13 protein-coding genes are annotated in these 14,653 nt (G+C 64.9%); 2 read left to right on the top strand and 11 right to left on the bottom strand.

Annotated elements, in window-relative coordinates:
* Positions 1 to 21: 21 nt before the first annotated feature.
* From ACYVHT_RS06415 to ACYVHT_RS06370, 10 genes are all read right to left on the bottom strand, one after another.
* On the bottom strand, positions 22 to 666 hold the full coding sequence (locus tag ACYVHT_RS06415) for a hypothetical protein (protein WP_460549157.1): 645 nt from the start codon (positions 664 to 666) through the stop codon (positions 22 to 24).
* Positions 667 to 777: 111 nt separating this feature from the next.
* The gene (locus ACYVHT_RS06410) at positions 778 to 2,736 is read right to left on the bottom strand and encodes a beta-N-acetylhexosaminidase (RefSeq protein WP_460549155.1); all 1,959 of its coding nucleotides are present in this window, start codon (positions 2,734 to 2,736) and stop codon (positions 778 to 780) included.
* 158 nt (positions 2,737 to 2,894) lie between these two features.
* Positions 2,895 to 4,244 (bottom strand): DUF58 domain-containing protein, encoded by a 1,350-nt coding sequence (locus ACYVHT_RS06405; protein ID WP_460549153.1) that lies wholly within the window; start codon positions 4,242 to 4,244, stop codon positions 2,895 to 2,897.
* Positions 4,241 to 4,792, bottom strand: a complete 552-nt coding sequence (locus ACYVHT_RS06400; RefSeq protein ID WP_460549151.1) for an NADAR family protein — start codon at positions 4,790 to 4,792, stop codon at positions 4,241 to 4,243. Before ACYVHT_RS06400 ends, ACYVHT_RS06405 begins: the two co-directional genes overlap by 4 nt.
* Before the next feature lie 126 nt (positions 4,793 to 4,918).
* Positions 4,919 to 5,965 carry an AAA family ATPase gene (locus ACYVHT_RS06395; RefSeq protein ID WP_460549149.1) on the bottom strand — a complete coding sequence of 349 codons (1,047 nt, stop codon included), beginning with the start codon at positions 5,963 to 5,965 and terminating at the stop codon, positions 4,919 to 4,921.
* Positions 5,966 to 6,226 (bottom strand): hypothetical protein, encoded by a 261-nt coding sequence (locus tag ACYVHT_RS06390; protein WP_460549147.1) that lies wholly within the window; start codon positions 6,224 to 6,226, stop codon positions 5,966 to 5,968.
* Between the two features lie 6 nt (positions 6,227 to 6,232).
* Positions 6,233 to 7,531, bottom strand: coding sequence for a DUF4350 domain-containing protein (locus ACYVHT_RS06385; protein WP_460549145.1), 1,299 nt, complete (start codon positions 7,529 to 7,531; stop codon positions 6,233 to 6,235).
* Complete coding sequence (locus tag ACYVHT_RS06380) at positions 7,528 to 8,397, bottom strand: DUF4129 domain-containing protein (RefSeq protein ID WP_460549143.1); 870 nt, start codon at positions 8,395 to 8,397, stop codon at positions 7,528 to 7,530. Before ACYVHT_RS06380 ends, ACYVHT_RS06385 begins: the two co-directional genes overlap by 4 nt.
* The gene (locus tag ACYVHT_RS06375) at positions 8,378 to 9,409 is read right to left on the bottom strand and encodes a hypothetical protein (RefSeq protein ID WP_460549141.1); all 1,032 of its coding nucleotides are present in this window, start codon (positions 9,407 to 9,409) and stop codon (positions 8,378 to 8,380) included. Before ACYVHT_RS06375 ends, ACYVHT_RS06380 begins: the two co-directional genes overlap by 20 nt.
* A gap of 57 nt (positions 9,410 to 9,466) precedes the next feature.
* Positions 9,467 to 10,420, bottom strand: coding sequence for a stage II sporulation protein M (locus ACYVHT_RS06370; protein WP_460549139.1), 954 nt, complete (start codon positions 10,418 to 10,420; stop codon positions 9,467 to 9,469).
* 206 nt (positions 10,421 to 10,626) lie between these two features.
* On the opposite strand from ACYVHT_RS06370, the gene ACYVHT_RS06365 reads away from it, so the two are divergent.
* On the top strand, positions 10,627 to 11,367 hold the full coding sequence (locus tag ACYVHT_RS06365; protein WP_460549137.1) for an RDD family protein: 741 nt from the start codon (positions 10,627 to 10,629) through the stop codon (positions 11,365 to 11,367).
* 13 nt (positions 11,368 to 11,380) lie between these two features.
* Positions 11,381 to 12,571: a hypothetical protein gene (locus tag ACYVHT_RS06360; protein ID WP_460549134.1), complete on the top strand. Its 1,191-nt coding sequence runs from the start codon at positions 11,381 to 11,383 to the stop codon at positions 12,569 to 12,571.
* A 66-nt stretch (positions 12,572 to 12,637) separates the two neighbouring features.
* Here the strand turns inward: ACYVHT_RS06360 and ACYVHT_RS06355 are convergent, their stop codons facing one another.
* On the bottom strand, positions 12,638 to 14,626 hold the full coding sequence (locus tag ACYVHT_RS06355) for a DUF4394 domain-containing protein (protein WP_460549132.1): 1,989 nt from the start codon (positions 14,624 to 14,626) through the stop codon (positions 12,638 to 12,640).
* Positions 14,627 to 14,653 lie beyond the last annotated feature (27 nt).

Raw genomic sequence — 14,653 nt, 5'->3', positions numbered from 1 at the left:
CAGGGCCTGCAATTGGGGCTATTACTGCAGAAGCTTCGCAACCAAAGCTACCAGAAAGGAAAGCAACACGGGCCATATGGCCCAGCTGGCGCGCCGCACGCTGTTGTCCAGGTCTTTGCTGCGACGGATAATCCATTGCGAATACGCCAGCGAACCGATGAGCACTATGCCGGTCAGGGCAGTTATTGCCTTGCTCGAGGTGGTGTAGAACAGGTACATGATGGGCAGCACCAGCAGCCCGATTAGCGAAGCATACGTCTTATACCAGGCCGGCGCAGGCATGGGCACTACCGGACTGAAAAGGCTGAGCTCGTGGGCCAGCTGGTCGGGCTGTTCTACCTGAGCCGGCATCCAAATCATGTCGGCAGCTCGCGCAGCCTTGATGACGAATACGCCCGTAGCAAGGCGCTCAATCCGGACTATCTCAGCTGCGCTAAGGCGTTTGGTTGGGGTATCGTGCTGCGTACGAATGATTTGCCCATCGTCAATCGTGAGGCACATGCTTTCGAAAAGTACCCGCTGGCGCTTCATGTTCCGGAATAAGCTGAAAACCAAAGCCCCACTCAACATGGCGATGGTAAGGAGCGAGGCCAGTCGATTGGATTCCGAATTGATTGTCGCAATGTAGAGGCTGGCCAGCAACAGCACCGTGCTGGTAATGACCATACGGAGCAAAACTTTCCCTTTCAGCTCGTTGAAACTGCCGGGCCGAACGCGAAACGAAGACATAGGTGAAGCAGCGAAATAGATTGACAGCAATGAGCAGATGGTGCGCCTTCAGATTCCGACGAGCCTGCGCGCCGCTTTCACCACGGCTAGCTCGGCCTGCCCGGCCGGAGTCTGGGCGGCATCCAGCGTGGCGCGGGTGGCGGCCAGCCACGCGGGCGAAGGGGCCTGCCCGGTTTGCAGCTGCGTGAGGCGCTCCAGCACCACCGTGGCCACGGCCGCCAGCCGGGCTGAAAGCGGGGCGTATTCCGTCAGGCCGGGGTTGCTGGTGAGCAGGGGCTGCAGCAGCACGTCGTTGGCCTGCCAGCGCACGGCCTGGGCGCGCAGCGTAGCCAGCTGGCGCAACGAAGCCGGCAGCCAGACGGGCGAAGCCGGCTTGTAGGCCACTACGCTATCTACCAGCACACCGAAGCGGCGGGCCACTTCCGACTCGGCCGGCGCGGCATCCACCAGGCGGTTGTAGCGCGTGTCGGTGGTATAGGTATAGCCCTGGAAATGGCGCTTGTACTCCTTCACCGGCTCCAGCACTTCGGCCAGGGTGCGCAGCGGCGCCACGTTGCCGGAGCCGGCCAGCTGCCGGAGCAGCAGCTCCGGCACCCGCTGGTGGCGCAGGCCCAGCCGGTCCAGCTCGTTGGAAACCAGGTTGAGGCGGCGGTACATATCGGCCACGTTCCGGGTGGTGGCCTGCGGCGACCACAGCCGCTCGGCCACGGCCGCGGCGCGCGGCCAGATGCGCGACTCGATGACGACGGAATCGGCGAACTCGCCCCACATGGCGGCCTCGCCGCCCAGCACCAATTTCTGCTCGGCGGGCGTCAGGGGCGTGTCGGGCGGCAGCGGGTCGGTGAGGTAGGAACTGGCGGCCGTGAGGTTCAGGTCGAGGTAGTAGCCGTTGGACAGCAGCACCGGGTGGCCCAGCCTGGCGGCATCGTTCAGCCCCTTTTTGCCGCGCCAGCTCTGGATGACGGCCTCCTGGGGCAGGTCGGGCCCGAGAATCTCGTCCCAGCCAATCATCGTTTTGCCGCGCTTCTGCAGCAGGGCCAGCACGCGGCGGTTGAAGTAGGTCTGCAGCTGGTGCTTGTCCACGGTTTTGCCGTCGGCCTTCACCATTTTGTTGGCCTGCATGTAGGCCACGATGCGCGGCGTCCGCCGCCAGTTGCGCCCGTCGTTTTCGTCGCCGCCCACGTGGAAGTACGGGTCCGGAAACAGCGCCGTCATCTCCGTGAGCAGCGAATCGAGGAAGGTGTAGGTGGTTTCGCGGGTGGGGTCGATGGCCACGTTGGTGGTGCGCCACAGCTTGTAGGGCGCGTAGGTCGAGTCGGCCGATTTCAGGCGCGGGTAGGCCACAATCCAGCTGGTGGTGTGGCTGGGCATGTCGAACTCCGGCACCACCCGAATGCCCCGCGCCGCCGCGTAGGCCAGCACCTCGCGCACCTCGGCCTGGGTGTAATACAGGCCATCGGTGCTGCCCACGGTTTGCAGGCGCGGAAACACCTTGCTCTCAATGCGAAAGCCCTGGTCGTCGGTCAGGTGCCAGTGCAGCACGTTCAGCTTCACGGCCGCCATGCCGTCGAGGTTGCGCTTCACCACGGCCACCGGCAGGAAGTGCCGCGCCGCATCGAGCGACAGCCCGCGCCAGGCAAAGCGCGGCTGGTCCTGAATATCCACTTCGGGCAGGTAGCGCTGCTTTTTTTCGGTGCGGGGCAGCTGCTCCAGCGTGGCCAGCGCCCGCAGCACGCCCTGGCTGGTGGGCGCGTCTATGCTCACGCCCACGGGCGTCACGCGCAGGCTATACCGCTCTTCGTCGAACTGCTCGGGCTGGCCCACGCGGCCGTAGCGGATTTGCAGCACCGGGCCGGTGGCGGGCTCGGCCGGGCCTTGCAGGCGGGTGAGCGTGCGGCGGGCGGCGGCCCGCACGGCCGGGGCGGCGCTGGCATCGAGCTGCAGCTTCAGGGGCTTGCTCAGGCTCAGGCGGCCCTGGCCCCAGCGCATTTCGGCGGGCAGCGGCATCTGGGCAGAAACCGGGCCGACAAGCAGCAGGCTTAGGAAGCTACCGCAAAGGCACGCGGAGAAAACCCGCCGAGGCCCGCTGAGGCGTTCCAGAACAACTCGGCGTACCTCCCCGACAACCTCGGCGAACCTCTGCGGTAACTTCCCGAACAATGTCCTCATATCAATCCCCGAGCTTTGAATTCCAGATACTTATTAATGGTATTCACCGTCAAATCCTTCGGCGCCGTCAGCAGCGAGTAGATGCCGTAGCGCTGCAATTCGAGCACAATCTGCCGCTTTTCCTGCGCAAATTTCTCGGCAATGGTCTGGTTATACACTTCTTCGGTAGTGGCGGCTGGCACATCCAGAAACTCTCGCAGCTCGGTGTTTTCGAAGAACACCACCAGCAGCAGGTGGTCTTTCGCCAGGCGGCGCAGGTAGGGCAGCTGGCGCTGCATGCCGTGCAGCGTTTCGAAGTTGGTGAACAGCATGAGCAGGCTGCGCTGCTTGATTTTGGCCCGCACCATGGAGTACAGCAGCTCGAAATCGGTTTCGAGGTACTTGGTTTTCTGGCGGTAGAGGATTTCCAGTATGCTCAGCAGGTGGCCGGGCCGCCGGTCGGCGGCCAGCGTCGCGCCGGGCTTGTTGGAGAAGGTGACGAGGCCGGCCTTGTCGTGCTTGAGCAGGGCAATGTTGCTGACCACCAGCGTGGCGTTGATGGCGTAGTCGAGCAGGCTGAGGCCGTCGAACGGCATCCGCATCACGCGGCCCTTGTCGATGAGGCAGTACACCTGCTGGGCGCGCTCGTCCTGGAAGTGGTTCACCACCAGCGCGTCGTCGGCGCCGGTGCCGGCGCGGCGGGCGGTGGCCTTCCAGTTGATGCTGCGCGGGTCGTCGCCGGGCACGTAGGGCCGGATTTGCTCAAACTCCATGCTGTGGCCCACGCGCCGGATGCGCTTCACGCCCACCTCGGTGAGGCGGTTGTGAATGGCCAGCAGCTCGTACTGCCGCATTTGCAGAAACGACGGGTACACCGGCACCACCTTGTTCTGGTCGTAGCGAAAGCGCCGCCGCACCAGCCCCAGCGGCGAGGCCGCGTAAATATTCAGCGCCCCAAACTCGTACTCGCCGCGCTTCACCGGCCGCAGCTGGTACCGGATTACCTGCGTCTCGCCGGGCTGGATGCTGGCCTTGAACAGCACATCGCGCCGCTGAAACTGGTGCGGAATCTCGTCAATCGTTTCGGTATCGATGGCGAAGCGGTAGCGGTTTTCGAGGTAAATCTGCACGTCGTTGTCCGAGCCGTTGGCCAGCTTGTCGCCCAGCACGCGCCGCCCGAACACCGGCGCGGCCTGGCCCTTCACCGGGGCGTAGAGCAGCAGCGCATCGAGCAGCACCAGCACCGCGAGCAGGCCCAGCGCGATGTACATCGGGCCCAGCAGCCAGGGCAGAAAAAAGGCCACCACGAAGCCGATGATGACTGCGACCAGAGCCAGAAAAAAGCGGGGCGTGAGAAATAGCGTCATGAATTGCGCAGTTGGTCGCGGACGTGCATCAGCGCGAAGCCCAGTAGATTAGGTCCCTGCCAGCGGGCCGGATTATCGGCATCGGGCGAGTCGGCGGCCAGCCCAATGCCCCAAATAGTGTCCACCGGACTGGCCTCAACCAGCACCCGGTCGCCGGTCGAAAGCAGAAATTTTGCCAGGTCCTTGTGTTGGCCAAACTTGTGCAGGTTGCCGGCCGTCACGATTTCAATCTTGTGCGCTTCCCAGACTTCGGGCTCGAAGTTCTGAATCTCACGACCTAATTTCTTGGCTTCGGCCGGACTTTTAGCGGCCAGAATCCGGTCCAGCGTGTCTTCGTCGTGAAACAGCCGCGCTTTCTCCGCCATCATCCAATGCTCGGTAGAGCGGTAGGTGATGCCCGCCACCACAAAATCGGCCACCCACCACTGGCTGAGGCAGGCTTTGGTGACAACGCCGTCCTTGCCGGGCTGGTGCCCCCAGAAAAACAGGTACTTGACGCGGGTATCCTGTGCCAGCTGGTCGAGGAGCCAAGGGGTGGAGTAGGGCATGGGGCTGGTTGAGGTAGCGACGCGACCCTTCGCGTCTCGTCGTTGCTGGTGTTGTTAGGTCCGCGCGGCTCTGGTCGTTCAACGACGAGACGCGGAGTGTCGCGTCGCTACATGGTTCGAATCAAGCTAGCGCGGCACTTCCACGCTCTGAATAATCTGCTTCACCACGTCATCGGGCGTGCCGCCTTCCATCTCGCGCTCGGGCGTGAGCATGATGCGGTGGCGCAGCACGCTGGGGGCCAGAAACTGCACGTCCTCGGGCGTCACGAAGTCGCGGCCGCGCAGGGCAGCCAGGGCTTTGGCCCCGTTGAGCAGGGCCAGCGAGGCGCGGGGCGACGCGCCGAGGTACAGCGACTTGTGCGCCCGCGTCTGGCCCACCAGCTTGGCGATGTATTCCAGAATATTGGCCTCCACGCGCTGCTGGCGCACCTGCTGCCGGAGCCCGGCCAGGTCGGCGGCGCTCAGAATGGGCTGCACGGCCTCCAGGTTGGTGCCGCCGAAGCCGCTGTGGTGGCCCTGCAGAATCTGCACTTCCTCGGCCAGGGTGGGGTAGCCCACCTGCAGCTTGAACAGGAAGCGGTCGAGCTGGGCTTCGGGCAGGCGGTAGGTGCCTTCCTGCTCCACGGGGTTCTGGGTGGCCAGCACCAGGAAGGGCTCCGTCATGGCGTAGGTGGTGCCGTCCTGGGTCACGGTGCGTTCCTCCATCACTTCAAACAGGGCCGATTGGGTTTTGGCCGGGGCGCGGTTGATTTCGTCAATCAGCACCACGCTGGCGAAAATCGGGCCCTGCCGAAACTCAAAATCCCCCTTGTTCTGCCGGAAGACGGAAGTGCCCAGCACGTCGCTGGGCATGAGGTCGGGGGTGAACTGGATGCGGCTGAACGGCACCTGCAGCGTGCGCGCCAGCAGCTTGGCCATGAGGGTTTTGGCCACGCCGGGCACGCCCTCGAGCAAGACGTGGCCATCGGCCAGCACGGCGGTGAGCAGCAGCTCCAGCAAGTCGGTCTGGCCCACAATGATTTTGCCGATTTCCGTCCGAATGGCTTCGGCCTGGGCCGTGAGGCGGGCAAAATCGGTGCGTGCGGCCAGGGCGGCTTCGGGCGTGGGCGCGGCGTAAGCGTTGGCATCGGGGGCCGGGGTGGGGGGCGTCAGGTCGTGGGGGGAGGGTTCCATTTAGAGCGTGCTGGCGTAGCCAAGTAAAGTTTGAGCGGTTGCTTCGTCGGCGCAGGCGGCGAGCAGATTGGCGTGAATGGTGGCGGCGTATTCCTTTGAAACAAGGTTTTTGTGGTAGAGCCTGAGGTCGTTCAGCAGTTCGGCGGTTTCGTACCAGTCAAGGTCCATCAGGGCTTTTTCGGCCGGCATCGCCTCCGCCTCAAACAAGGGGAAATTCCAGTCATACTTGATGAGGACGGCAAGCTTTGCAACGGTGAGCATAAGGCATTAGCGGGCTTCGCGTTTGAAATCACTCAGCGCCCGGCTCAGCTGCAGCAGCTGCTGGTCGGTCATCCGGGGGGCGGTGCGGGCGTGGTTCACCAGCCGCAGCAGCTCATCGACGCGCGGACGGGCCAGGCCCGATTTCTGGCTCAGCCGCTCCCGAAACGCCTCGTCGCCAAAGTCCGGGCTCACTTCCTGAAAGCGGGTGCGCAGGTAATCAATGAAGAGCCCGACTTTCTTCTCGGCAATCAGCGCGTGGCTGCTGCCCTGGCTATAGAGGCCGGCCACCGTGCGCGTAAACAGCAGCGTGGTATTGGGCAAGGGGTTGAGGGTGGGGATGATGCGCTGCCGCCGCCGCGCCCCCATGAACATAAACAGCACTGCCCCGGCCAGCGTCACGAAGTAGGCCACGCGCAGGGCTTCGTGGGCCACCAGCACCCGCAGCAGCGACTGCTCGCCGGCCGGGCCCTGCTTCTGGTACTCGTCCCAGAACGTGCGGCGGGCCGGCAGGTAGCGCAGCGCCGCCCCCGCAAACTGCTGCGAAGCCGGCCGCAGAAAGTAGATGTTGCTGAACGCCGCCGGCACCGAGCACAGGTAAAAATGCCCGCGCCCGTGCGGAATCTCCACGTACACGGCCCGGCCTTTTGCGTCGGTGGCCAGGGTGTGGCCCGCATGGCCGGGCTTCAGCACGAAGCGGTGCCGGGCCACCTTGCCCGGCAGCTGGCAGCGCACCGCCGCCAGCGCCGGATTGGCAAAGCGCAGCTCCACCGAATCGGGCAGCAGCAGCGGGCGCACGCCTTCCCGCACGGGCGGGTCAAGGCGCTCGACGCGCACGCCCAGCGAGTCGAGGAAAGCCCCGTTCAGGTCTTCGGCCGTAATGAAGGCGTTGTTGCCGCGCCGGGCGTAGGCCAGCAGCGTCCGCACGTCGAGCCGGACATTGTCAAACTCGTTGTTGACAAACAGGTAGTTGGCCTGTTCGTCGCGCAGGGGCAGCGGCAGGGAGTCAATTTTCGTAAGCTCATCCGGCGAGGGGTAGCGGCGGGACTGCTGCGGCGTTTCGTCTTCGGAAATGCCCGTGAGCAGGTTGTAGGCGGGCAGGCGCACCACCTCAACGGAATCGGTGCCGAGCAGGTGGGGCAGCTGGTCGAACAGCGCGTAGGTGCCGTAGGGAATCTTGTCGGTGTTGATGTAGGTCGGCGTCCAGTCCAGCGGCTTGGGGCGGTGCGACTCGACCAGCACGTACACCCCAAACAGCAGGACCAGCCCCAGCACATACAGCCGGAAAGTGGTGATGTGGCGCTTCATCGGGCGGCAGGGAAAGCGGTGGAGGAAGCGGCGGTGCGGATGGCCCGCTGGGCCTCGCGCACGGGGCCGTACTGCGCGGCGGTGAGGGGCAGCTCGCCGTACCACACGTACTCAAACTGGCGCGTGGCCACCCGAAACGCCTCGCGCAGCGGCCCGGCCGGCAGCTCGTGCAGGTAGGCGTGGTTGGTTTTGTTGGGCTCCCAGTGCAGCCGATTGGCATCGCTGAGGTGCTTCAGGGCTTCGAGGTAGCCCAGGCGCACGGCCAGGCGGTAGTTGCCGGCGGCTTCGGCTTCGGCCAGGCGGGCCGGGAAATCCACGGCGTGAATGTCTTCGTCCAGCACGTCGTAGTCGAGGCCCGTGCGGCGCCGGCTGCGGCCGAAGGCCCCGGTCAAATCGACCTGCAGGAACTTGAGCACCGCAAACACCAGCACCGCCACAATGGCCGCGTACCAGCCGTATTTCCAGGTCAGCCGGCCGCCGCTGGTGCCCAGCAGGCGGTTGAGCCAGCGCCCCAGCCAGCTCCAGAACCGGTCCCACAGGCCCAGGTCTTCGGGGGCTACTTCCTGGTACTGAAACGCGGGGTCGGCCTGCAGCTGGCGCAGGCGGGCGGCATCGGGGCGGCGGGCGGGCAGGGGCGTGCGGCGGTCGGGCGGCAGCGGCCACGCCCGAATCGGCTCATCGGCTTTGGCCAAGGGCTCAACGGGCTTCTCGGCCGGGGCCGGGGCCGGGGCAGCGGGCGGGGCGGGCTTTTGCGGCGGCTGGGCGGCCAGCGGCACCTGCGTCAGCAGCAGCGCGGCCAGCGGCAAGGCCCGGAATCTGAGCCCGAAAGCCGGCACCACCGCGCGGTTAGTATTCGCCTTCCTCATCGGGGCGGTAGAAGTGGCTGGTGGTTTCGGGCGCGGCCGTCTGGCCCAGCAGGGCCAGCTGCTGCCGGGCCCCGATGCTGTCGCGCCGCTCGGCCAGGTTGAAATACTGAAAGCCCATGGCCAGCAGGGGCAGGGCCAGCAGCAGCACGGCACTGCCCGAGTAGAGCAGCGTGGCGGCCTGCATCAGCAGCGACGTATCGTGCGGGGTTCCGGTTTTGGTGAGCTGCAGCACATCCATCACCATCAGCCCATACATGGGAATGGCAAAAATGTAGCTGATGGTGCTCTGGATGATGACCATCACGAAGCCCAGCCCGAATGTGGACCACCACTTGCCCTTGATGAGGTAGAAGCTGCGGGTGAGCGCGGCCACCGGGCCCAGGTCTTCGAGCCACAGCACCGGGAAATACAGCGCCAGCCCCACACCTATCCAGGCAATGACGACATAGAGCACCAGAATGAGCATAATGGCCCAGCCGGGGCCGCCCAGGGCCGCAATGCCCGCGAATACCCCTCCGAATATCAGCATGATGACCAGCGACAGGCCCAGCAGCAGCAGGCAGGCCAGCACCATGCGGCCCAGTCGCGGACGCATCCAGTCCCACACCTGGCGGGGCTGCACGGTTTCGGCGGCCGGCAGGTTGAGGCGCACCCGCAGGTAGCTATAGACGGTGCTGCTCAGGAGCATGAACGTGACCAGGCTGCCGAGCACGGTGAGGGCCAGCCCCACGCCCCCCCAGCCCCGGTACATGGCCAGCGGGTCGTAGTCGCCCATTGCGTAGGCTCCGGCCCGCCGCGTGCCCTGAAACAGGGTGGCGTAGAAGCCCGTAGCCTTGCCCATAAACAGGCCCAGGCCGATGCCCATGAGCAACGCTCCCGGCAGGGCAAAGTAGGCCAGGCATTTCAGAAAGGGCTTGAACTGCGAGCCGAGGAAGTCGAACGTGGCCCCGACTTTGCCGCCAAAATCCCGCTCGCGGCGGAAGTCCGATTCCTGGGTAAAAAGAGTTTTCATGCAGCTGGAAAGGAAGGTTGGGGAAGCATTGCGGGTCCGGCAGTGCCATCGCCAAAGCTACGGCAGGCGGGCCAGCCGCCGGCGCACCTGGCCGGGATAGATGCCAAAATACCAGCCAATAAAAGCGGCCGAAGCACCGATGATGGCGAGGCTGGCCGCAACGGGCATCTCGGTGTGGCGCGTCACGAAGCCTTCGAGAAAGCCGGCCACCACAAAAATGGGCACCAGCCCGATGGCCAGCTTCAGGCCGTCGCGGGCGGCGCGGCGGAACGACTCGGCCCGCGAGTAGGTGCCCGGAAACAGGATGCCCGTGCCCATCACCAGCCCGGCCCCGCCGGCCAGCACAATGGCCGAAATCTCCAGCGTGCCGTGAATCCAGATGGTGAGGAAGGATTGCAGCCCCACGCCTTTGTGAAAGAAGAAATACTGAAACGAGCCCAGCATCATGCCCGTCCGAAACAGCTCGACGATGGAGCCCAGCCCCAGGCCCACGCCAAACACGAACACGCGCAGCGAAACGTAGATGTTGTTGAGCGTGATAAACAGGAACATGGGCGCTTCGCTCTCGGTCTTGTACACGCCCATGGGGTCGCCGCGCCGGATGTTTTCCAGGGTCATGTTCACGTAGCCGTCGCCCAGCACCACGCGCACAAACCGGTCATCGAGCGCCGCCGACAGCGCCCCGATGGCCGTGAACACCACAAACAGCACCGCCGCCACCCGCAGCGTGCGGTGGTGCCGGGCCACGAGCAGCGGCAGCTCCTCGGCCCAGAACTGGCCGAAGCGCCGGGTATTTTCGGGCTTGTTGCGGTAGAGGCGCTGGTGCAGCCTGGCCGTGAGGTTGTTGAGGTAGGCCGTGGTCTGGCTGCCGGGGTAGAAGGTCTGGGCGTAGGCCAGGTCGTCGGTCAGGGCTACGAAGCGGGCGGCCAGCTCATCGGGGTTGGTGGTGGGCTGCTGTTCGTATTGCTGCCAGCGCGGCTGGTTCTGACGCAGGAAAGCGGGTTCGCGCACGGTGCTAAGGGATGGGGGTGGGCGGGTAGGCGGGCAGGAGGGTGGGCGGCGGTGGAATAGACCCCGCAGGAATTTCTCCTTTCCCAAAGACGAAGAAACTAGATTTGAGCTTTGCCGCTCTTTGTCAGCATTTATATTTTCATTTGCGGCGCGATTTCCACCGCTTCCCGCCCGCCTGCCCGCCTACCTCCATACCCTTAAAAAAAATGGCCTTCATCCGCGTCCACACTGCCCAAAACGTTACCCTCGAATACGAAGTCGCCAGCTTGGGCGACCGCATCGTGGCCACCATTATCGACAACATCATTCTGTTTGCCTGGGTGATAGTCTGCTTTCTGATTTTCTCTGCCCTGATGGGATGGAACAGCAACGAGGCCAAAACCGGCGTAGGGGCCGTGATACTGGGCCTGCTGGTGGGCATTCCCTACGTGTTCTACAACCTGCTCTGCGAGGTGTACCTCAATGGCCAGAGCCTGGGCAAAAAGGCCCGCGATATTCGGGTGATGCGCCTCGACGGCACCGCGCCCCGCCTCGGCGACTACCTGCTGCGCTGGCTGCTGCGCATCGTCGATTTCGGCATTTTCAGCGGCCTGGTGGCCGTCGTCACCATCGCGCTCAACGGCAAGGGCCAGCGCCTCGGCGACCTGGCGGCCGGCACCACCGTCATCAAAACCCGGCCCGTGGCGCCGCACGCCGTGCCCACCGCCGCCGACCTGACCGCCGTGGCCGGCTACCAGCCGGTTTTCCCGCAGGCCGCCCTGCTCGCCGACCACGACGTGACCCTGATACGCCAGCTGCTGCAGCGCGCCGCCACCCAGAACGACTACTTGCTGCTGAACGAAATCGCCAACAAAGTGAAGGCCATTACCGGCATCCAGACCAGCTTGCAGGACGAGCCTTTCCTGAAAACCATTCTGCGCGACCACGCGCACCTGGCCCAGGCCTAACGGCTGTTCTTTCGTGAAAACCTGGTGCGCCTTGCTGCTGCTGGCTCTGCTGAGCGGCTGCGATTCTAAACCCCGGCCGGCTGCTACAGCCGCCGCTGCTTCGCCCAACGCGCTGACTTCGGGCCCGGCTCCAGCCCCAGCCGCGGCACGCCCACCGGTGGCTGCCGTACTCGGCGACTATGAGGGCACGATGGGCGGCCGGTTTCCGTTTCGGCTGTCCATTACGGTGTCAAAGCCCGATTCGCAGCTGGTGGGCACCTACTATTACCTCAGCCAGCAGAAGCCCATCGAACTGAAGGGCTTTGTGGCCCCCACCGGCGAAATCTGGCTGCGCGAGTTCACGCCCCAGCCATCGGCCGAGGAAGAGGAGAAAATGCGCCACTGGCACGAGTCGATGGACCAGGTGCGCCAGCCGACGGCCCGCTTCATGGTGCGCCGCACCTCCGATGGTGCTTTGGCCGGTATCTGGCAGGAAGGGGGAGCCGGCCGCCGCCGGCCGGTGCAGCTTACGCGCTACCGGCCGCGCGGGCCGGCAGCGCAGGCCCACGTAGGCGAGCAGACGTATTTTGAGGAGTTTACCATACCGGTTTTCACCGTGCCCGACCCCGGCGTGACGCGGCGGCTGCACGAGATTTTCGGCGTGGAGCAGCTGACGGATATGCCGTTGGCGGAGCTGCGCGAAGAGCACCTTACGCACGAGTCGAACGATACGCCGCAGGGCTTCGCCGGGGTTTATTCGCAGGTGACGTACAACAGCCAGGGCCTGCTGAGCGTGGACTTGCATTCGGAATACACGGGTGCCAACGTGAGCCACAGCTACCGCACGGCGGTGGTGGACCTGCACACCGGCGAGCTGCTGACCGACGAAATCAACCCCACCCGCAAGGCACAATTCCTGGCCATCTGCGAGCAGAAGCTACAGGCGCAGCTGGCGGCCTACATCGCCGAAGAGTACCCGGGTGCCGCCCCGAACAGCGACGACGTGGATGTGGCTGGCCTGCGCAGCCAGCACGTCAGCTCCCAAAACCAGCCCGATGAAATGGGCATCGGGCCCGCAAGCGTGCGGTTTCACTACCCGGTGAATTACGAGGCGCAGTCGAACCTGATGTTCAAGCAATTTCAGCATCAGTTTTGGCTGGAATTCTCCTTTGCCGAGCTCAAGCCGCTGCTAAAGCCCGGCAGCCCGCTGCACCGCCTGCGCTAAGGCGCAACAAAAAAGCCTCGCTGGCTACCAGCAAGGCTTTTTTGTTGCAATCAATTCATCAACAGCCTATTCCACCGCCAGCTGGCGGGTAGCCACGGGTTGGCCATCCACGGCGAGGCGCACGAAATACAGGCCGGGCTTCACGGCGCCGGTGTTCCAGCGCAGCGTTTGGGCGCCGGCCGGCAACAGCTCCGCTGCCGGAGCGGCCACCCGGCGGCCGGTGTTGTCGAACACGCTCAGCTCGACGCGGCCGGCGCGCGGCAGCGTGAAGCCGAGGGCCGTGCTGCCGTGGGCCGGGTTGGGGTAGAGGCTTACGCCCGAGGCCAGGTCGGTGCGCTCGCGCACGGCCGTGACCACACCGGCCGGGCCGGCCACGGCAATGTCGCGGGCGGCCAAACCGTTGCCGATGGTGCCCACCAGCGTAGTGGCCCCGGTGGTCAGGTTCACGGTGTAGAAGTTGGTGTTGGCCGTTGTGCCGGGGTTGGCCACCAGGTAGGCCGTGTTGGTGCCCGCTGCCGGCGAGTAAATGTCCAGGTCCAGGCTCGAAGCCGTGGCGTTGGCCATGATGCCGGTGGCGCCCACCGTGTTCAGGGTGCCGTTGTTCGGCGGGTTCTGGGTGGTGAGGATGTTCAGGCTCAGGTCGTAGTTGTAGAGCGTGGTGGCCGTGGCGGTGGTGCCGGCCACGCTGTTGGTGTAGGCCACCGCGCCGATGTTGGGCGTGGCGTTGGCGTTGGCGTCGGTGGTGGCGTAGGCCAGGTTGGTATCGGTGGCCGAGATGGTGCCGTCAATCGGGTTCAGGCGGTAGTTGGCCCGGTTCGAGGACGTAACCCGGATGCGGTCCACGGTGGGGTTGAAATCGAAGCCCACTTTGCCCGTGCCCAGCTCCAGGCGCACGGCGGCGCCCACGGCCGTGGCCACGCCCGTCACCGAATTCACCGAATAAACCTGGGCATTGGCCCCGGGCGCGGCCAGGGCCGCATCGTAGCCCAGCGCATAGAGCGTGTTGGTGGCGGGCCGGATATCCAGGCCCACCAGCGTCTGGGTAGCCGCTACCCCGCTGAGGCCCACGGAAGTGCGAATGGTAGCGGGCAGGGCCGTGTCAAACGAAATCAGGTTGGTGCCGGCCAGGGCGTAGGCCAGGTTGCCGGTCACCGTGGGCGGCACCGTGCGGGTGATTTGCAGGGCAATGTCCGTAAAAGCCGTCAGGCCGCCCCCCGAAGCCGAGTTGCCCAGGCCGCCCACCAGCGTGGTGGCTCCCGTAGCCAGGTTCACGGTATACAGCTCATTGGTAAAGCCCACGGTGCCGCCCGTCGAAACGGCCAAATAAGCCTGGTTGGTACCGGTGGTGGGGTTGTAGCGAATGTCCATATCGGCGCTGAAAGTAGCGCCGGAAGTGTTGAGGCCCAGGCTGCCCACGGTGTTGAGCGTGCCGTTGTTGGGTGGGTTTTGCAGCGTGAGCCGGGAGTTGGTTTCGTCGATGTCGTAGAGCGTGGTGGCCGTGGCTCCAATGTAGCTGTTGGTGTAGGCCACTGTGCCCACGCCGGGCGTCTGGTTCGCGTTGGCATCGGTGGTGGCGTAGGCCAGGTTGCCGTCGGTGGCGGCCAGGGCCCCGGTCACGGGGTTCAGCCGATAGTTGGTGTTGTTGGCACCCGTCAGCCGGATGCGGTCCACCGTCGGGTTGAAATCGAACCCGATGCGGCCCAGGTTGCTGCCCAGGTTCACCGGAATCGTGCCACCCACCTGCGTCAGCGCGCCGGTCGTTACGTTGAGCGTGTAGAGCTGCACCTGCATGGCCGTCACGCTGTAGCCGGCTACATACACCTGCCCCGTATTGGGGCGGCTGTCCATGCCCACCAGCACCTGGCCCATCGCCAGGCCCACAATAGGCGTAGTGCTGGCGAAGGTGCTGGGCGTGGCCACATCAAACGTAACGAGGCTGGAGCCCGTCGCGGAAGTGCTTATCAGGCCGTAAGCCGTTTGGGCGTGGCCAGGGCGGGCACCGAGTAAAAGTAAGGCTGCTGCTGCCAGTCGGGGTAAAGTAAATCGTGGTTTCATGCGAAGATTGGAAGTGAATGGTGAACC

It is taken from the genome of Hymenobacter daeguensis (genome assembly GCF_054780555.1).
Note: the sequence above shows the minus strand (reverse complement) of the source record. Positions and strands in the feature narration are given on the sequence as shown.